This is a genomic window from Jannaschia helgolandensis, from assembly GCF_900109285.1.
Classification (GTDB): domain Bacteria; phylum Pseudomonadota; class Alphaproteobacteria; order Rhodobacterales; family Rhodobacteraceae; genus Jannaschia; species Jannaschia helgolandensis.
The window spans coordinates 23,923-41,794 of the sequence record NZ_FNZQ01000010.1 but is presented as its reverse complement, the minus strand read 5'-3'; the positions used below and the strand labels follow the sequence as shown (position 1 = coordinate 41,794).

The 17,872-nt window shown below is 60.4% G+C and carries 18 protein-coding genes; 3 read left to right on the top strand and 15 right to left on the bottom strand.

Going from position 1 to position 17,872, the window contains the following annotated elements; genetic code table 11:
* Positions 1-103: 103 nt before the first annotated feature.
* The 4 genes from BMY38_RS17640 to BMY38_RS18265 are packed head-to-tail and all read right to left on the bottom strand — an operon-like array spanning position 104 to position 4,114.
* Positions 104-1,663, bottom strand: a complete 1,560-nt coding sequence (locus tag BMY38_RS17640; RefSeq protein WP_092765339.1) for a phospholipase D family protein — start codon at positions 1,661-1,663, stop codon at positions 104-106.
* On the bottom strand, positions 1,663-3,345 hold the full coding sequence (locus BMY38_RS17635; RefSeq protein WP_092765337.1) for a sensor histidine kinase: 1,683 nt from the start codon (positions 3,343-3,345) through the stop codon (positions 1,663-1,665). The genes BMY38_RS17640 and BMY38_RS17635 overlap by 1 nt, the downstream gene beginning before the upstream one ends.
* A 50-nt stretch (positions 3,346-3,395) precedes the next feature.
* The gene (locus tag BMY38_RS17630; RefSeq protein ID WP_092765335.1) at positions 3,396-3,953 is read right to left on the bottom strand and encodes an RNA polymerase sigma factor; all 558 of its coding nucleotides are present in this window, start codon (positions 3,951-3,953) and stop codon (positions 3,396-3,398) included.
* Positions 3,950-4,114, bottom strand: coding sequence for a NepR family anti-sigma factor (locus BMY38_RS18265; RefSeq protein WP_175495943.1), 165 nt, complete (start codon positions 4,112-4,114; stop codon positions 3,950-3,952). The genes BMY38_RS17630 and BMY38_RS18265 overlap by 4 nt, the downstream gene beginning before the upstream one ends.
* 105 nt (positions 4,115-4,219) lie before the next feature.
* Between BMY38_RS18265 and BMY38_RS17625 the strand changes: the two genes are divergently transcribed.
* From BMY38_RS17625 to BMY38_RS18260, 3 genes are all read left to right on the top strand, one after another.
* Positions 4,220-5,032, top strand: coding sequence for a response regulator (locus BMY38_RS17625; RefSeq protein WP_092765333.1), 813 nt, complete (start codon positions 4,220-4,222; stop codon positions 5,030-5,032).
* Between the two features lie 329 nt (positions 5,033-5,361).
* Positions 5,362-6,090: a Crp/Fnr family transcriptional regulator gene (locus tag BMY38_RS17620; RefSeq protein ID WP_092765331.1), complete on the top strand. Its 729-nt coding sequence runs from the start codon at positions 5,362-5,364 to the stop codon at positions 6,088-6,090.
* A 120-nt stretch (positions 6,091-6,210) separates the two neighbouring features.
* Positions 6,211-6,372, top strand: a complete 162-nt coding sequence (locus tag BMY38_RS18260; protein WP_175495942.1) for a hypothetical protein — start codon at positions 6,211-6,213, stop codon at positions 6,370-6,372.
* An 81-nt stretch (positions 6,373-6,453) separates the two neighbouring features.
* On the opposite strand, the gene BMY38_RS17615 is transcribed toward BMY38_RS18260, so the two are convergent.
* The 11 genes from BMY38_RS17615 to iolG form a co-directional block, all read right to left on the bottom strand.
* Positions 6,454-9,030: an HWE histidine kinase domain-containing protein gene (locus tag BMY38_RS17615; RefSeq protein ID WP_092765329.1), complete on the bottom strand. Its 2,577-nt coding sequence runs from the start codon at positions 9,028-9,030 to the stop codon at positions 6,454-6,456.
* Positions 9,023-9,580 carry a heme oxygenase-like domain-containing protein gene (locus tag BMY38_RS17610; RefSeq protein WP_092765327.1) on the bottom strand — a complete coding sequence of 186 codons (558 nt, stop codon included), beginning with the start codon at positions 9,578-9,580 and terminating at the stop codon, positions 9,023-9,025. Before BMY38_RS17610 ends, BMY38_RS17615 begins: the two co-directional genes overlap by 8 nt.
* A gap of 116 nt (positions 9,581-9,696) precedes the next feature.
* On the bottom strand, positions 9,697-10,401 hold the full coding sequence (gene urtE / locus BMY38_RS17605; RefSeq protein WP_092765325.1) for an urea ABC transporter ATP-binding subunit UrtE: 705 nt from the start codon (positions 10,399-10,401) through the stop codon (positions 9,697-9,699).
* Positions 10,394-11,140: an urea ABC transporter ATP-binding protein UrtD gene (gene urtD / locus BMY38_RS17600; protein WP_092765323.1), complete on the bottom strand. Its 747-nt coding sequence runs from the start codon at positions 11,138-11,140 to the stop codon at positions 10,394-10,396. The genes urtE and urtD overlap by 8 nt, the downstream gene beginning before the upstream one ends.
* Complete coding sequence (gene urtC, locus BMY38_RS17595; protein WP_092765321.1) at positions 11,137-12,342, bottom strand: urea ABC transporter permease subunit UrtC; 1,206 nt, start codon at positions 12,340-12,342, stop codon at positions 11,137-11,139. Before urtC ends, urtD begins: the two co-directional genes overlap by 4 nt.
* Complete coding sequence (urtB, locus tag BMY38_RS17590; RefSeq protein WP_245737682.1) at positions 12,339-14,312, bottom strand: urea ABC transporter permease subunit UrtB; 1,974 nt, start codon at positions 14,310-14,312, stop codon at positions 12,339-12,341. The genes urtC and urtB overlap by 4 nt, the downstream gene beginning before the upstream one ends.
* Positions 14,313-14,360: 48 nt before the next feature.
* Positions 14,361-15,608 (bottom strand): urea ABC transporter substrate-binding protein, encoded by a 1,248-nt coding sequence (gene urtA / locus BMY38_RS17585; protein WP_245737683.1) that lies wholly within the window; start codon positions 15,606-15,608, stop codon positions 14,361-14,363.
* Between the two features lie 285 nt (positions 15,609-15,893).
* Positions 15,894-16,304, bottom strand: coding sequence for a PIN domain-containing protein (locus BMY38_RS17580; protein WP_175495941.1), 411 nt, complete (start codon positions 16,302-16,304; stop codon positions 15,894-15,896).
* The gene (locus BMY38_RS17575; RefSeq protein ID WP_092765315.1) at positions 16,297-16,527 is read right to left on the bottom strand and encodes an AbrB/MazE/SpoVT family DNA-binding domain-containing protein; all 231 of its coding nucleotides are present in this window, start codon (positions 16,525-16,527) and stop codon (positions 16,297-16,299) included. The genes BMY38_RS17580 and BMY38_RS17575 overlap by 8 nt, the downstream gene beginning before the upstream one ends.
* Before the next feature lie 130 nt (positions 16,528-16,657).
* On the bottom strand, positions 16,658-16,864 hold the full coding sequence (locus BMY38_RS17570; RefSeq protein WP_092765313.1) for a hypothetical protein: 207 nt from the start codon (positions 16,862-16,864) through the stop codon (positions 16,658-16,660).
* A complete protein-coding gene (iolG, locus tag BMY38_RS17565) occupies positions 16,861-17,865 on the bottom strand; it encodes an inositol 2-dehydrogenase (RefSeq protein ID WP_092765311.1) in 1,005 nt (334 codons plus the stop codon). The genes BMY38_RS17570 and iolG overlap by 4 nt, the downstream gene beginning before the upstream one ends.
* Between the last annotated feature and the right edge of the window lie 7 nt (positions 17,866-17,872).

Here is a 17,872-nt window from a genome sequence, read left to right as displayed (position 1 = left end):
CTCTGATGAAACAAGCGACCGTTGCTGACCGCATCGCCCTTCGGGAAGACGGTCGGTGGTCAGTTTCGTAAGCTGTCGTGTCAGCACCAGGGGCTGTACCCGCCTAGACCATTTCTTCAGGGATACCGGGCAGATTTCGCCCGAACCGACGCGCCGGGGCGGAGGCATAGGGCACAATATACCCATCCCGATCTTCCGGGGCACGGCGGGCATTGGCATGCGCTCGGGCCCACCACGCATCAACGGCGCGCTCTGGATCGAGAAAGGCATCGGGTACCGGCCCGTCAAGCCAGTGCGAAATGCACCTGATCTTCAGGTCTTCGATATGAGCCCGATCCGTCAGGGTCACCCCGGCCTCCGTGTCCCACCGGAAACTGCGCCCGTTCAGGTTTGCTGACGATACGATGGCGGCGGTGTCATCGAAAATGGACACCTTGGCATGCAGATAGATCAGTGGCGCACCATAAGTCGTGGCACGGCTGTTTTCTCCGGCCTTGCGGCGTTGCGCGGGACTGCCGATGAACAGACGGTCGCCGAAAGCCTTGCGCAGAATCGAAACGCATTTGGCCTGGAGAAATTCACCATATTTGGCATCACTGTCGCTGTTATTCTTGAAAGCGATATCGTCGGGTGCGGCGGGCAAGATCAGTACCATGCTCAGCTCGGGGGTGCGCCGGGCCTTGCGGGCCAGCAGACGGGCAAAGGACGTATCGCGGAAAAACTGACTTTCCAGATATATCAGGCCTGTCGCGGCACGGGCGCGTGCGGCATGTGCCTCGGCAAGTTCGGTGAGCACCGGCATTGGTGACATGAAGGTCGGCAGCGTCTTGCGGCGGCGCGATATCGTTCGCAGAAGGTCGGGCGCATCGACGGGCGGCGCTCCGTAGGTGACATCACGAAAGTTCGCCAGATGCGCTTCGGTTTGCGCCGCGACCGGGCCGCGGATCAAAAGCTGCGTATCGTGCCAGGTTTCGGACGCGGGACGGTTGTGGTCAGGCGTGTCATAGCGACGGTCGTTCAGGTCCAGGCCGCCTATATAGAGCGTATTCCCATCGGCGACGGCGACTTTCTGGTGATGCGATACCGGGCACAGACGGGGCAGTTTCAGGGACTTCAGTGTGACTTTGCGTTCATCACCCTCGATGAAATAGGGCCGAAGCTGTGGCAATTCCGACAGACGCCGTGTGCGCGCAGCGGGCGAGAGGGCATTCAACTCTACCCCGGTCCGCAACAAGAAACCGCGCGCGCGAACCCAGAGCGCAAGACTGGGCAACCAACCGATACGGGCCGGGTGCAGAGAGGCACTGGCGCGCAGACGTTCAGGGTGGCCTGCCACTTCGGCCGCGGCCAGTGCCAGCCGCACGCACCGCGTCGCACGCTGGTGATAATCCGGGCGGACAATGGCATCGAAGTCGCTGAGCACGAGGTCTATTTCCACACCGCGCTTCAACGTATGGACGATCAGGTCGAACCAGTCCTTGCCGATCGTCCGCGCTTCGGGCGAATGAAGCCGGGTTCGGGGGTCGAAGATACGAAACCCCAGGGAGATTCGGCTTTCCGCATTCAGAAAAAGTCTCTCAAGCGCCGGAAAACCCTGCGATGCGGTCAGCAGCGGTGTGGATTCGATAATCGCAGGAGACGTCTGCTTCGATGATTGCGACATCAGAAAGTCCCCGGCGCTGGTGCGAATTCAGACGCCGTGAAAGTTACCGTAATGGTATAACGGCCGTCAGCCTGAGAGGTTGTGACATCGGCGGCAAGTTGCGTTGCAAAGGCGCGGATCAGTTTGCGTCCCATGCCTTGGTCCGAGCGACGTCCATCGGTCTCGTCGGCTATCGGGTTCGATAATTCGAACCGGCAATTCCGGTTCGCGTCACACGAGAATTTCACCGTCACCAGACGCGACGCGCCGGACGGGTCGGCGAGTGCCATATGTTTGAGCGCGTTGATCACCGCCTCGGATGCCAGAAGCGACATCGGCACGGCCTGATCGGGATAGAGCCAGATGTCGCCGATATTGATCTGCAACTCCAGATCGTTGAAGTCTGGAGTGATGTCTACGGTCTTGCTCACGACCTCCTGCACCAGGTGTGCGGCATCGACCAGTCCGGTCTCATTGGTCTGATACAGATCTCGGTGAATGGTCGCCATGCTCAGTACACGGTCCTGCGTTGCGCGCAGGGCGTCTTTCGCTTCCGGTGAGGTGGCTTCGCGAATCTGCATGTTGATGATCGAGGAAATAAGCTGAAGGTTGTTCTTCACCCGGTGGTGGATTTCTTTCACCAGCACCGACTTTTCGCGGATGGCGTTTTCCAGACTGGCCTCGTCACGGATCAGGGCATCGGTCATGCGATGGAAGGCGCGCTGAATGCGCAGAATTTCGGTTGGGGGGCTGAGACCTGCATCTTCGCTCGGAAGTCGTCTGGCAGCTGTGAACAAGGCCATCTGACGGCCAAGGATCTGAAGATGCCGTATGACCAGACGATGCACTGCGAACAGTGCGACCAGCAGTCCCGCAAACCACATCAGAGCCGGAAACAGCGAAGTCAGTATTTCACCTTCCGCCTGCCGCGCTAGGCTGGCTGAGCTGTCCCAGATTCCAAGAACATAAACCTGGCCCGGCTCGATCGTGGCGACGGTGTAGATGCGACGGCGCCCCTCGACATCTTCCAGGGTAGAGGCATCGTTATCGTCGACGACCAGATCGGTCAGCACCAGATTGCGGGGCAGATTGCGCGCGACGTTCTCCGGCTCACCGATCGATGTAAGAATGTCGCCTTCGTCATTGAACATTACCAGGTTCAGAAGCGACTGCTGTACTATCTCGCGGGACGGCGGGACCAGCTTGGAGAGCGGGATCGAAATCGTGACATAGCCGGAAAAATCATTAGTTGCACCGAAAACCGGCGTCGATACCAGCAGGACAGACGTTCCACTGATCGGGGCCTGTTGGTTTACCGTGATCGTGGAGATCTGGTTCGCGCTGAGTTTCGCAAAGGTCGGCGTGTCCCTGAAATCGACTGTGCGTCCGGCTGAGTTACAGGTCGACTCACCCGAAACGGCAGTAAAACCGGCATAGGAAAATCGATCCGATCTGGCGACAAAATCCTGCATGATCCGACTGCAAATGTCGGACTGATCGCGCAGTTCCAACATCACGATGGCCAGAGCATCCGCCGCACCGCGAGCAAGACGCAGGGTCAACCGCTCTTCCACGGCAGCCTGTTCCGTCAGAGCCAGAAGTGCCAATTCGGCATTGACCTGCGCCTTGGACGCGACACTGAGGGTCTGCATCACGGCAATCAGGCCGATCGGCAACAGCGCAATCGACAGAAGCGCCGCCATTCTGAAACGCAGACTTCTGTACCATGGGTCCGGTATATTTTCGGACGGCGTCAGCGGAGGACGCCGCCGCCGCCGGCAACAACCGCCATCGTTGCATTGTCCGTCATTTCCAGAGGGCTGTTTCCGTCGAGCGACATCAGTTCGGCCAAGCGGGCGCGACCACGATTTGCACGGCTCTTGATGGTGCCGATCGCGACGCCACAGATATCGGCGGCCTCTTCATAGGTATGACCGGATGCCCCGACAAGAATCAGCGCCTCGCGCTGTTCGTCAGGCAGGGTCTCGAACGCCTTCTTGAAATCGGAAAGGTTCAGATGGCCGTCATGGTCGGGCTTGACCGACAGGCTATTGGTCATCGTGCCTTCGGGGTCGGACACTTCGCGGTTCAGCTTGCGACGGCTGGAATAATACGTGTTGCGCAGAATGGTGAATAACCAGGCGCGCATGTTTGTGCCGGGCTGGAATTTCTCGATGTTCGTCCAGGCCTTGACGACTGTGTCCTGCACCATGTCGTCGGCCGTCGCTCCATTCCGTGTCAGACTGAGAGCAAAGGCGCGTAACGCGGGAAGGTGGTCAAGCATCGCTTCACGCGGGTCGCGATCACTCATCGCTTGCCCGCCTGCTCGGCGTCCTGCGCCTTGAGAATGGCCAGAAGGTCCTTGAATCGGTCCGGCAACTCTTCCTGAACAAGATCGGAGTAGACCCGCTTGAGGTTCTGATCGATAAGTGCAGCAATTCGCGGATCGCTGTCGTTGTCTTTTTGATTCATGTGCCAGCTAACTTGCTCGAGAATAGTTTTTCACCGTTTTCCGGGAACCGAACAGTGCAGAGCGCTGTTTGGTTCCAACAAAAATCGAAAATAAGGCCTAAACGTATGTCGTCAACCATCGGGACCACAGACTTGTCGGACCGCATCGCATCTGAACTTCCTTACCTTCGCCGGTATACGCGTGCCTTGACCGGCTCGCAGTCCAGTGGTGACAAATATGCCATAGCTACCCTCGAAGCCATTCTTCAGGATCGAAGCATCTTCGCCGCGGACGTCCGCGTCCGCGTAGGTCTCTATAAATGTTTTCACGCCATCTGGAGCAGTACAGGCGCCCCCATCGCGGAAGCCGGTTCCGGCGTGATCGGACGCGCTCAGTCGCTGCTTCAGGCACTCGGGACGAATACGCGCGAAGCCCTGTTGCTGTCCACGGTCGAGGAGTTCTCGATCGACGAGATCGCGGCCGTGATGGACCTCGAACGCGACGAAGTGCGCCATCTGATCGCGACTGCCCGCAGCGACATGGAAGCAAGCGTATCGGGCCGTGTCATGGTGATCGAGGACGAGCCTATCATCGCCGCCGACATTACCGCGATCGTCGAGGACCTGGGTCACAAGGTCATCGGTGTGGCCCGCACCCGGACCGAGGCCGTCGCCATGGGCATGGACCAGAAACCGGATCTGATCCTTGCGGACATACAACTGGCGGACAATTCGTCCGGTATTGATGCAGTGAACGACCTTATGGCGGACATGCCGGATACGCCGGTCATCTTCATCACTGCCTTCCCGGAACGCCTGTTGACCGGGGATCGTCACGAACCGGCCTTCCTGATTTCGAAACCCTACAAGGAAGAGCAGGTCCAGTCCGCCGTCAGTCAGGCGATGTTCTTCGCTTCGACGGAAACGCTGCGGGCCTGACGAACAGCAGCCTTCGATTGTGCGCCTCGCGAAATGCGGGGCGCTTTGCTGTGAGGCCTAGAAAACCGAACAGGCCCGACACTATCGCACGCACAGGCATACGATTGCTGAAACAAGCATCTGGGTTCCTTTTCTGGATCGAGAACGATGTAGCGGCGGTAATCCCGCGCCGGGCCGGGCAGCCGGATGACGCAGCCTTGGTTAACTGACCGGGTTAGATCCGTCCGTATTGTATAATCGCTTTCGCTGGGCGCAGGATCGGGCGACATTCACATTACAGTGTCGGCCCGATAGATGGTCAGTGAACAGAAACTGTCGTTGGGGGGGTCATGGCCGTCAAATGCGAAAACTGCCCCTTGCGCAGCAAGGATATATTCCTGTCTTTCACTGCAGAAGAGCTGAAATTCATGCAGCGGTTCAAAGTCGGCGAATTGACCGTCGATCCGCAGACCACAATCCTGATGGAAGGGTCGAATTCACCGCAGTTGTTCACCGCTCTCCACGGTATGGGACTTCGCTACAAGTTGCTGGAAGATGGATCGCGTCAGGTGATAAACTTCGTGTTTCCGGGTGATTTCCTGGGCTTGCAGGCCGGAGTAATGGGTGAAATGGGGCATTCTGTCGAAGCCTCCAGTCGGATGACGCTTTGCGTGTTTGACCGGGCGGAGCTTTGGTCGCTCTTCAAATCTCACCCGGACCGCGCCTTCGACCTGACGTGGCTCGGCGCATCGGAGGAGCTGTTTCTGGGCGAGGCGCTGTCGACCGTAGGCCAGAGATCTGCCTTTGCGTCTGTCGCCTGGGCGATGCTTCGAATTCACCGGCGCGGCATGTCGCTGGGACTGGTAGATCGCGGTGCAATGGCGCTGCCCTATCGCCAGCAGGATCTGGCGGATGCCCTCGGCCTGTCATTGGTCCATACCAACAAGACGCTGGCCAAATTACGCAATCGACAATTGATGCACTGGAACGATGGTGTGCTGACGGTCTCAAACGTGGAAAATCTGGCCATCGCGGCCGGAATCGAGATCGAGGAACCGCGCCGCCGTCCGCTGATATAATCGGGCCATCTGACCGAGTCTGGGCAGAATGACCTGAAATTGGGCAAAAATGGCCCGGATGCTGCCACAATAGGGTCGCATCCTCGCGCAGGTGGGAGCGCTTGCGCAAAGGAACGCCTCATGGCGAATTGCATCGAACTTCCGTTCCTGGGGCAGACCTGCCTGGGTGATATGACCGTTCGTGTCGGTAACTTTCAGCTCGACCTGACCCATCCCGGTGTTCTGGCGATGCTTGTGATCGTAGCAGCACTTGGCATTTTCGTCTTCCGCAGCCCAGTCTGATCGCCGCGATTTCCTGGAAGGCGCGGAGCCCGAAAGCTCGGGCCGCGCCAAGTTTGAATTGGATCAGGTGGGACTTACCGCTCAGTCCGCGCTGACGGTTCGCAGCTTGCCAACCGCTGCAATCAGGTCGGCGGCAGAATACGGTTTCTTCAGCACCGGGGCCGGAGGAAACCCATTCGCCGCACCCGTGGACTCGCCATAGCCAGTGGCCAGCAGGAACGGGATGCCCCGTTCCACCAATGCCTCCGCCACGGTCAGCGATGACGCCGATCGTCCGAGGTTGATGTCCAGAATTGCCAGATCGATGATGTTGGCGTCCAGCAGTTCCATCGCCTGTTGCGCTGTGGCGGCGACCAGAACCTCTTCGGCGCCTTCGCCTTCGAGAATATCGGCGGCATCGAGCGCGATGACCATGTTATCTTCGACCAGAAGCACACGGCCTTCGATGCCTTCGGTCCGCGCCGCGGCGGCCGCCGCCTTGTCCCCGTCGGTAGGTGTGACTTCGGCTATCTGGGCGTCGGTTATATCGCCGACATGACGGGCCGGTATGACAAAGCGGGCCGACATTCCCGCCGACGGGAAGGTCAACTCGGCTTCTCCCCCGAGTTCGAAAGGAACCGATTTCTCGATAATCGTCGTCCCGAAACCCTTCCGAGTCGGCGGGCTGACATCGGGGCCGTTCCGGTCTGTCCAGGTCAGGATGAAAGCGCCGTCATCATCGATCGCGAATGTCATCGCCACATGCCCTTCCGGAACCGACAGCGCCCCATATTTGGCCGAGTTCGTGACCAGTTCATGCAATACAAGGGCCAGCGTCGCATAGGCGTCGGGTACCAGCGCGAGGTCCGGTCCGGTGACCACGATCCGCTCGGACCCGCCATAAGCCGCAAACTCCACGTCAATCAACTTGTGGACCGAGCTGGCGGACCAGTCGGTCTGGGTCAGTTGATCGTGGGCGCGGGCCAAGGCGTCGATCCGGCCATCCAGGACCATGGCGAAATTCTCCGGTGACCCCGCCGTGTCCCTGGTCTGGCGCACCAGACTCCGGATCAGGTTCAGAATGTTGCGGACCCGATGATTTAGCTCGGCAATCAGAAGGGCCTGCGTCTCGCTGGCACCCTGCCGCTGGTGATTTGCCTCGTCGGTGATCTTGAGAACGACTTCCAGAAGGGTCACGCGAACCGATTCAGCCACGGCCAATTCGGCCTTGGTCCAGCGCGCACTCTTGCCTTCGACCTGCTGTTGCCACGCCTGAAAGCTGCTGCGCGGCGTCAGGCGGGGGCCAAGGGGACCGGTTTCCATCTTCTTTTCGGGTTTTCCTGCCCAGTGAACCGTTTCGACGACTTCGCGGCGGAACAGCACGATATAGTCGCGCGGTGACCGCGAAAGCGGCAGGGCAAGAATACCCGCTGCGGGATGTGAGAATCCACGCGCGGCCGGGTATTTATCAAACAGGCGATGGGTCGAGAATATCTTGCCCGGTGCGGTGGTGATCAGATCGTCCACCAATCCGACGAACTCCGTTTCTGACGGAGCATGTCCGCGGGCGATATAGGTCCCATCAGACAGCACCGCGATGCCGTCGAAGTCGATTGCGCCCGAAATTTCCTGCGACAGGATATCGACATTTTCGGTGAAGTCGGCGCCCTGGCCCGCCCGTGCAATCATCGCATCGTGCAGGTTACGTGCCTCAGTGCTGCGTGCCAGCACCTGATCCGCTTCCTTTTGCAGCAACTCATAGGAAAACAACTGCGCGAAAATCTCGATTGCCGTGCGACGTTCCAGCCCGATGGGTTTCGGCCCGTCCAGATTATGACAGGCGAACAGACCCCAAAGCTTGCCCTTGTCGATGATCGACACTGACATCGACGCGCGGACCCCCATATTGCGCAGATATTCCAGATGGATGGGGGATACCGCGCGGGTGACCGACATCGACAGGTCCAGCGGGTCACCGGACCCCATGGTTGCCGAAAGGATAGGGTGGGTCTGGGCGTCCACATCGGCAATCAGACGCATCGGATTACGGGTATACAGCGCGCGCGCCTGTTGCGGAATGTCCGAGGCCGGAAACCGCAGTCCCAGAAACGAGTCGACATCCGGGGCAGTCGCCTCGGCGATTACCGTGCCCGATCCTTCGTCGTCGAACCGATAGACCATGACCCGACCGAAATCGGTCAGCGCGCGGATGGCGTGCGCGGCCTCCTGCGCGGCATTCTCGACATGCGGCGCGGCGCGCACGCGTCTCAGGAGCGGATGGATCAGCGACACTTCCTCCAAATCGCGGTCGTCCTTGCGCGGTTCCACCTCCAGCACCACCAACTTGCCTGACAAATGCAGAGACAGATCCGTCGCTCGCCCGCCGATCTGCACGCCGAAAACCCGAATACTGTCCTGCTCCTGACCGAGCAGGTCCATGCGCGCATTCAAATTCTGGACAACCTCCGCAGGCAGATGATCCGTCAGCGGTTCACCGATGATCGAATGCGGATCAAGACCAAGTATCGTATCGAGATTGGCCGAAACATGCTGCACGACCCAATCGGGCGTCATGGCGATCAGTCCTCCATAGGACTGAACCTGACCCAGCAAGTGGATCGGTTCACGGTCGCAATTGTCCAGATCGACGGACCCTATGGGGAGCTTGTCTTCAGGCATCAAGCGTCGCTCCTGTCAGGTGATGCCTGGCAGCAGCGGCGAACAAGGCAAACCAGGCGATTGCCGCAGCCACCGTTCTGTCGGCGGCAACGCCGCGTGCCGGTAGGGCCGTCAAACGCTCACTGAGATCGCGCCACGCGGCAGGATCAGGCGCATGGTTCAGATAACGCCCGGCATCTGGGGGCGATCCGGCCCAGGCGCTTTGAAAGCGACGCGCCAGAACCTGTGTTCCAAGACGGGAGCCATGCCACAGATAGGCTTGCGCCAACGCATCGTCCTGAATGGGAGCAGCGATCAAAATGGCCGGGCAGCAACCCTCCAGTGCCCTCAGATCGGATGCCAGATCTGCCAGCGCATCATCTATGCGCGGTATCAAGTCCGGGTCAGGACAGGCCCAGAGAAACGCGGTCAGCGCATCCCGATGCGACGCCAGAAAAATGCGCAGCCCACTGTAGGTGCCCAAGTCGCATCGGGCGAACAGGGCATCGACAGCATCATGCGCTGGCCGGGTCTCCTCGCGAAGACGGGATCGAAGGGTTTCAGTGACCAAGGGTCAATAGGCTCTTAAGGCGGTGTGTGCCCTGTCGTCATAGTAGCTGACTGACTCGCGTCAATAATATATGACATAGCAGCAGATTTATGCCGTCCGGGTTGTCAGCCTGCGGTTTAGACCGAGACGTCCGTCAACATGGCAGCCCGGTCTGCCTCGACCTGCGGCACGTCTCGAATGACTTTGCCACGTCGCAGGGCGATCAGGCGGTCGGCCAATCCCCAGGCAAAATCGAAGCGTTGTTCGACAAGTACGATGGCCATGTCGCCCCGGTCGCGCAGTCCGGCGATCACGCGACCGATCTGGGCGATGATATTGGGCTGGATGCCCTCGGTCGGCTCATCAAGCAGCAGGACTTTCGGACGCGTCACAAGTGCGCGGGCGATTGCCAACTGCTGTTGCTGTCCCCCCGACAGGTCGCCGCCGCGACGGGCCCGCATCTCGGACAGCACAGGAAACAGCTCGAAGATGTCCGGCGGAACGCGGCGATCAGACCGGGCCAGGCAGGCGAACCCGACCTCCAGATTTTCGGCGACGGTCAAAGCAGGGAAGATCTCACGCCCCTGCGGCACATAGGCGATGCCCGCAAGCGCCCTGTCGCGTGCGCCCGGCGGCAGCGTCTCGCCGTTCAACGTCACCGTTCCGCCCATGGGATGCCGTCCCGCCAGCGCCTTTAACAGAGACGTTTTTCCCGTTCCGTTCAGCCCCATCACACAGGTGATCTGGCCCCTTGCAGCATGCAGGTCGATGCCATGTAAAATGCGGCTGCCGGCATAATCCAGCGTTACGTTTCTGGCGCTCAAACCTTGCGGATCAGGCATCGTCGTCGCGCCCCAGATAGACGTCGATCACGCGCGGATCGGCACAGACGTGGTCCAGCGGCCCTTCAGCCAGAACACAGCCTTCGTGCAGGACGGTGACGCGGCAATTCAGGCGACGCACGAAATCCATGTCGTGTTCGATCACCACGACGGCACGTGTGCGGGCGGCGTCGACAAGCATCTGGGTGGTCTTTTCGCGCTCGGCCGTCGTCATGCCTGCTGCCGGTTCATCGACCAGCAGGACGCGCGGTTCCTGCGCCAGCAGCATTCCGATCTCCAGCCATTGCTTTTGTCCATGGCTCAACTCACCGGCACGGCGATCCAGCGCATCGTCCAGGCCGATCTGTTCGGCAAGGGTGGCGGCGCGGTCGCGTTGCGGTGGGCGGCGGATCAGAACCGAAAACGGGTTGCGCGGTGATTTCAGGGCCATCACCAGGTTCTCGACCACGGTCTGATCCTCGAACACCGTGGGTTTCTGAAACTTGCGCCCGATCCCGGCCTGCGCGATCCGGGCTTCTGACATGCCCGTCAGGGACCGGGACAGCGAGCCATAGCGAATGGTGCCGGAATCGGGTCGGGTCTTGCCGGTTACCAGATCCATAAAGGTGGTTTTACCGGCACCGTTCGGCCCGATCACCGCGCGTAATTCCACTTCTCCAATGGAAAAGCTCAGGTTGTCGATGGCCTTGAACCCATCGAAGGATTTGCTGACGCCGGAGACTTCCAGAAGAGCACTCATGCCACTTCCTCCTTGCCGCGCAGGCTGCCCTGATCGGGGCCGAGCGGTCCGATGCCGCGCGCCCTCCGTCCGGTCCAGAGGTCAACCAGACCACCCAGCCCCTTGGGGGCAAACAGCGTGACCAGCACGAAGGAAAACCCCAGCAGGACCAGCCACCAGTCTGTCCATTTGATAACGTAGAACCCCAGATTGATGGCGGGCGCGCCACCGCCGGTGAACCAGCTTGACGCCAGCGAGACGACCGCCGCACCGATCACCGCGCCATACAGTCGCCCGCGCCCCCCGATCGCAACCCAGACCGCTAGATAGATCGATGCGATGGGCGCAATTTCTGCCGGGTTCACGATACCCGCCTGAGGATAGTAAAGCGCCCCCGCAAGTCCGGTGACCATGGCGGTGCCGGTGAAGACGGCCAGCTTGTAATGCTCGACCTCATAGCCCAGGAACCGGACCCTCGCCTCGTCGTCGCGGATGCCGCGCAAGACGCTGCCGAAGCGGCCCGAGACGGTCCAGGCGGCGATCAGATAGGCCAGCGCCAATGCGATTGCAGAGGCCCAGAGGAACCATAGCGAAACCACCGATTGCGCCACGTCGCGCAGGCCCGGAATGTTTTGCAGGCCCGACAATCCGTTGTTGCCGCGCAAGCCGCTGTCGTTCTGGAACAGCCAGAGTGACAGGGCCAACGTGCCTGCCTGCGTCAGGATCGACAGATAGACGCCGGTGACGCGGCTGCGAAAGGCCAGCCAACCGAAGATCAGGGCGATCAGACCGGGAACCAGCACAGCGGCGGCCAGTTGCAGCGGCAGTGACCCGGCCAGCGACCAGAGCCATGGCACGTCAGACGATCCGACAACGCCGAAGATCTGCGTGCCGATGGCCTCCTCGATTTGAAACGGGGTCGGGGGCAGGGGTCCGCCAGTCAGGGACGGCATGACGATATTCTCCGTCCGGTCCCACATCAGCCACATGCCGATGGCATATCCGCCGATCCCGAAGAAGGCGAAATGCCCGAGGCTGAGAATGCCGGTGAAGCCCCAGACGAGATCCATCGCAAGGGCCGCAATGGCGAGGCATAGGGTCTTGCCCAGCAGTTTCACGAAAGACGTCGAGACGAGGCCCGCCTGTGCCATCAGCGTCGTCACGATGGTCACCAAGGCCAGCGCCGACAGAAAGATCAGGACCGAGGGTTTGCGAAGTATCATTGCGCGAACCTGCCCTTCTGAGCGACGATGCCACGCGGGCGGAACTGAATGAACAGGATGATGAACAGGATCATGTAGGTCTGCGCCGCCAGGGTGTTCGACGGGTTCAGCCACTCGATCCCCTTTTGCAGACCGCCGATCAAGCCTGCGCCCGCCAGCGTGCCGAAAACGCTGCCGACACCGCCGACGACGACCGTCATGAAGCTTTGCACGATATAACCCGCACCCATTTCCGAAGTGACCTGCGCGAACAATCCAATCGCTACACCGGCCACACCGGCGATACCGGAGCCAAGGGCAAACGTCGCCATGCCGACGCGGTCGGGGTCGATGCCAAGCGACGCGGCCATACCGGGGTTCTGCGTCACGGCCCGCACCTCCAGCCCCAGACGCGTGCGGCGCAGGATATAAACCAGCAGTGCCAGAAACATGGTGGCCAGCATGAATATTCCAATGCGGATATAGCTGATTCCGACCACATCGTTCAGCACCCAGGCGCCCGCCAGCCAATCGGGCGAGGTCAGGGGCACGGCCTGCGTGCCGAAGACGTTCTTCACAATCTGCTGCAGGGCGACGGAAATGCCGAAGGTCGCCAGCAATGTCTCTAACGGGCGGTGCGCCAGATGGCGGATCACCAGACGTTCCAGCGCGACCCCTGCGGCAGCCGCCACGGCGAAGGCCAGAGGCAGCGCAACCATCAGCGACAGGGTCTTGTCCGGGATGATCTGTTGCACGACATAACCGGTATAGGCACCCATCATGATGAATTCCCCATGCGCCATGTTGATGACGCCCATCACACCGAAGGTGATGGCGAGTCCGATGGCGGCAAGGAAATAGATCGAAGCAAGCGATAGGGCGTCCAGCGCCAGATCGAAGGCTTGCGCGCGGGCGACGCGGGCTTCGACTTCGGCCAGCGCGGCAGCGGCGGCGGCGGTCAGGATCGGGTCCGGCTCGTCATAGATTTCGGTGATCGGGTTCCTCTCCAACAGGGTCGCCACCGCGTTCTGGGCCGGTCGCGGCGGTGCCTGTCCGGCAATGGCCAGGGTTTCATAGGCGGTCCAGCGCGCGGCTTCGGTATTCAACGTGGCGACCGGCGTGCCCGCGACGTGTTCGTCGGCAATGGCGGCGATCAGCGCGGCGTCGCGATCTGCCCGACTGACATCTGGAGGCAGGATGTCAGCCGCTGCCAGAAGCGCCAGCGCATCGGTCTGACTGATGTCCTTTCCGACGCTCAAGACACGGGCGACATTGGCATTCTCGGGCGGGCTTCCAACGATCAGTTCCGTAGCCAGCAATCTATTCAGCGCGGCCCTGGCCTCCAGCGACAACTGGTCTGACATCCAGTCGATGGCCGCAAGGCGGGTCTCGACGTCGGTTCCGAACTGCACTGCGATCAAGCGGTCCAGCGCGATTTTGCGGGCGCGGATGGCCGGAACGTCTTCGGCCTCGATCGAGGCGCGCAAGGGGCCGAGCAATTTGGCGGATGGGCTGCGCGACAGACTGTCGAGCGCGGCAAGGCGGCGGGCCGGATCGGGATCGTTCAACTGAAACTGGACGAGGGCCGTGGCGATCAGGCGGCGCACACCTGCATTGGGTTTCAATTCTGAGACGTCACGGCGGGCGGCAGTTCCGGCATCGGCGCCGTCTTCCACCGACTGCAAGACCCATGTATCGCCCTCGCGTTTGCCATAAAAGAACGCCCCGTCAGCATCGCGCTGTACGACCCGCTTGTCGGCCCAGGCCTCGAGGAAATCGGGCATTGTCGGAATACCACTGCTTGTAAGAGCATCCAGCACCGGCTGAATCGTCTGCCGCGATGGCTTGGCGATCTGGTCAGAATAGGTCTGGAGCAAGACCTGAACTCCGGCGTCCTGTGCCGCGGCAGGCAGGGCAAGGCAGACGCAGGTCAGGAAACAACGCAGCAGGCGGGCGAAAGTCATGGCGGGTCTTTCGGTGGGAATGGTCATGCGCCGACTCCGAAAACCTCGGAATCGGCGCGTTAGAGACTGCTAAGATCAGTAGTTCGACTGAATTTGCACGCAGCTTTCAGTCTCGGTGTTATACATTCCACACCCCAGACCGGGCCAATCTGACTTCAGCTTGGCACTTTCGGTCAGATAATCGGTCCAGGCATCGCCGGGCACCGGCTCGGTCTGGCTGATGATGTCGAATTGACCATCTGCGCGGATTTCACCGATCAGGACGGGCTTGGTCAGGTGGTTGTTCGGCAGCATCTCGGCGACGCCGCCGGTCAGATTCGGGAAAGTCTGGCCATACATCGCCTCGCGAACGGCATCGACATCGGTCGTGCCTGCGTCCTCAACCGCGTTCACCCACATGTTGAAGCCGATGTAATGCGCTTCCATCGGGTCGTTCGTCACACGGCTGTCGTCACCGATGAAATCGCGCCATCCCTTGATGAAAGCGGCATTTTCAGGCGTATCGGCGGTCATGAAGTAATTCCAGGCAGCCAGGTGCCCTTCCAGATTGGAAGTATCCAGACCGGACAATTCCTCCTCACCGACTGAAAAGGCCACGACAGGGATATCGTCGGCGGATACTTCGGCGGCTGCCAGTTCCTTGTAGAAGCCAATGTTGGCGTCGCCGTTGATGGTGGAGATCACCCCGACCTGGCGGCCGTCTTCCGACATTTCCACAACGTCGCCAACGATGGTCGCCCAGTCGCTGTGCCCGAATGGCGTGTAGTTGATGAAGATATCTTCCTCGGCGATGCCCTTCGATTTCAGATAGGCTTCCAGGATGTTGTTCGTGGTGCGCGGATAGACGTAATCCGTGCCCAGCAGGGCAAATCGTTCAACACCCAGTTCCTCGAGGAAATAATCGACCGCCGGGATCGCCTGCTGATTGGGTGCAGCGCCGGTGTAGAAGACATTCCTGGACGATTCCTCACCCTCGTACTGGACCGGATAGAACATCAGACCGTTGAGTTCCTCCAGCACCGGCAGGACGGATTTCCGGCTGACCGAAGTCCATGAGCCGAAGATGACGTCGACTTTTTCCACGGTCAGCAATTCGCGCGCCTTTTCGGCAAACAGCGGCCAGTCGGACGCGGGGTCGACGACGACCGCTTCGACGTCGCAGCCCAGCAAGCCGCCTTTCTCGTTCTGCTGCGAGACCAGCATCTCGACGGTGTCCTTCAACGTCGTCTCGGAAATCGCCATCGTGCCGGACAGGGAGTGCAGGACACCCACCTTGATCGGGCAATCGACTTGCTGTGCGGCGGCTGGCAGCGATGCGAGCATTGGCAGAAGGGTTAATGTGGTCAGGCGTGTCATGGTCATTTCGGATCCCCCGGTGTTCAAGACAGTCACATCCCCTTGACCGGCACGTCCGAAGCGCAAGGTTACAGCCGCGCCAACCGCGTTGATTTTGGGCTTTGCCTAATTAATTGGCATAATTGACGTGCTGCGCTGCAGCGCGAAGCAACTGTGGCTTCTCTGCGGAAGGACATTTCAGGCATCCCTGGCCACGCCCAACACGGATTCGAATGCGCGCAAGAGCGCAATAAGGTTAGTTATGTAATGTAGCTACGTCGGTATATCGGCGAAAGGATTCTCGATTGTCAGCCCGTCTATCTTGCGTCCGTGCTGCATGTCTTCGCTGATCAGCACATCACAGCCCGCTTCCATCGCGGCAGCCAGCATCGTTGCATCCCAGACCGAATATCCCGTGATGGCGGCGATCCGCAAAGCCGCGTCATGCGTAGCGACAGTCAGCGGGACCACATCCAGCAAGGCGCGCAATATGGCGAGTGCCGTGCCGATCTCGTCCAGTGAGAGGCCCGCTTTCCGCCGCAGAACATGCGCCGTTTCGCCCAAGGCCTGCACCGATATCACACCGCCCCGACCGACGACGTCCAATGCGACGGCGCGTTTCGTCCCGTGACCGGCGACCGCATAGACAAGAATGTTGCTATCGATACAGGGCCGCTCAGCCACGCCCGGCATCGTCTCTGTCAAAGGTGAAATCGGCAGGCAACCGCCCTTCGAAAGCCGACAGACGTGCCAGCAGTTCGGCCCTGTCGGGTTTGCGTGTCACTTCCATCTCGCGCGCGCCTGCGATGCGGATGGCGATATCGTCGCCTTCCGACAGGCCAAGCGCCTTTACCACTGTAGCGGGCAATCGAATGGCAAGGCTATTACCCCATTTCGCAACCTGCATGGCGCGCTCCCTGAATGATATACACATTATGCAATGTATATCATGTTCGGCCTGGATTCCAGACCTGCCCCAAGCCAGTCTGCAAATTCTACTTACAGGATGTCTCGCACGGTCAGGACTGACGGCCCGATCAATCTTCGTCCGGAGGAGAAGGCACCCAGACCACGAAGAATTGCCACGCCAGAAACGCGGCAGAAGCACCGAAGACGACGGCCCAGAACGGTTGGCCATTCATCAATTCGACCAAGGCCCATGCTGAGGGTAACACGACCGCCACCACCCTCCGCCAGAGTGGGTTGAAGAAAGGCGTGCGGACATCGAAGAACCCGCGTTTCATTCCAGTATCTCGGACACGGCAACGGCGCGCCTTTCGGCCACTGACCGCACTGCGGCTTCCGCCAGTGCCAGCGCGCGCAACCCGTCCTCTCCCGTCGTCGGTATCGGGGATCCATCCGCCAGTGCCGCGACGAAGGCCGCGATTTCTGCGGCATAGGCTGCGGCATAGCGCGACATGAAGAAATCGAGCAGCGGCGGGCGGGTGTAGCCATCGGCATTTGCCAGTTCGATCCGGGCCTGCCGGTGATTTTCTGCGGTGACAGAGCCTTCCGACCCATGTACCTCGATCCGCTGATCATAACCATAAGTCGCGCGGCGCGTGTTGTTGATCGTCGCCTGCTTGCCGCTCGCCGTGGTCAGGATCACATTCGCGCTGTCGAAATCGCCGACCTTGCCGATGGCAGGATCGGTCAGCACGCTGGCGGCAGCCATGACCGAGACAGGTTCTTCGCTCAGCAACCACCGGGCCACGTCGAAGTCGTGGATTGTCATGTCGCGGAAGATGCCGCCAGACCGTTCGATATAGCCGATCGGTGGAGCGGCAGGGTCGCGGGAGGTCAGTGTGACCATCTCAACATCGCCAATCTTGCCGTCGTCGATGGCAGCCTTGAGCGCGCGAAAGTCCGGATCGAAGCGACGCTGGAACCCGACCATCAGCTTGCCATCAACCCGGTTCACAACCTTGAGGCAGTCCTGAACACGGGCGACTGACAGGTCGACAGGTTTTTCGCAAAATACCGCCTTGCCCGCCTTCACGAAGCGCTCGATCAGGTCGGCATGGGTGTCGGTGGGGGTGCAGATGACGACGGCGTCGATGTCGGACGCCGCCTCGATCTGCGCCATGTCACGGATCTCGCAACCGTGTTTGTCGGCAACGGCCTGCGCGGCGGCCGGCATCGCATCGGTGACCGCGACCAGCAAGGCACCTGGGACCGAAGCGATGGCATCGGCATGCACCTGACCGATCCGGCCTGCGCCGAGAACGGCAAATCTGACTGTCATGGCATGT

Coding starts and splice junctions, on each gene's coding strand:
- BMY38_RS17640 (WP_092765339.1), bottom strand. CDS start 1,663: ATGTCGCAATCATCGAAGCAGACGTCTCCTGCGATTATCGAATCCACA.
- BMY38_RS17635 (WP_092765337.1), bottom strand. CDS start 3,345: ATGGCGGCGCTTCTGTCGATTGCGCTGTTGCCGATCGGCCTGATTGCC.
- BMY38_RS17630 (WP_092765335.1), bottom strand. CDS start 3,953: ATGAGTGATCGCGACCCGCGTGAAGCGATGCTTGACCACCTTCCCGCG.
- BMY38_RS18265 (WP_175495943.1), bottom strand. CDS start 4,114: ATGAATCAAAAAGACAACGACAGCGATCCGCGAATTGCTGCACTTATC.
- BMY38_RS17625 (WP_092765333.1), top strand. CDS start 4,220: ATGTCGTCAACCATCGGGACCACAGACTTGTCGGACCGCATCGCATCT.
- BMY38_RS17620 (WP_092765331.1), top strand. CDS start 5,362: ATGGCCGTCAAATGCGAAAACTGCCCCTTGCGCAGCAAGGATATATTC.
- BMY38_RS18260 (WP_175495942.1), top strand. CDS start 6,211: ATGGCGAATTGCATCGAACTTCCGTTCCTGGGGCAGACCTGCCTGGGT.
- BMY38_RS17615 (WP_092765329.1), bottom strand. CDS start 9,030: ATGCCTGAAGACAAGCTCCCCATAGGGTCCGTCGATCTGGACAATTGC.
- urtE (WP_092765325.1), bottom strand. CDS start 10,401: ATGCCTGATCCGCAAGGTTTGAGCGCCAGAAACGTAACGCTGGATTAT.
- urtD (WP_092765323.1), bottom strand. CDS start 11,140: ATGAGTGCTCTTCTGGAAGTCTCCGGCGTCAGCAAATCCTTCGATGGG.
- urtC (WP_092765321.1), bottom strand. CDS start 12,342: ATGATACTTCGCAAACCCTCGGTCCTGATCTTTCTGTCGGCGCTGGCC.
- urtB (WP_245737682.1), bottom strand. CDS start 14,312: ATGACCATTCCCACCGAAAGACCCGCCATGACTTTCGCCCGCCTGCTG.
- urtA (WP_245737683.1), bottom strand. CDS start 15,608: ATGCTCGCATCGCTGCCAGCCGCCGCACAGCAAGTCGATTGCCCGATC.
- BMY38_RS17575 (WP_092765315.1), bottom strand. CDS start 16,527: ATGCAGGTTGCGAAATGGGGTAATAGCCTTGCCATTCGATTGCCCGCT.
- BMY38_RS17570 (WP_092765313.1), bottom strand. CDS start 16,864: ATGAAACGCGGGTTCTTCGATGTCCGCACGCCTTTCTTCAACCCACTC.
- iolG (WP_092765311.1), bottom strand. CDS start 17,865: ATGACAGTCAGATTTGCCGTTCTCGGCGCAGGCCGGATCGGTCAGGTG.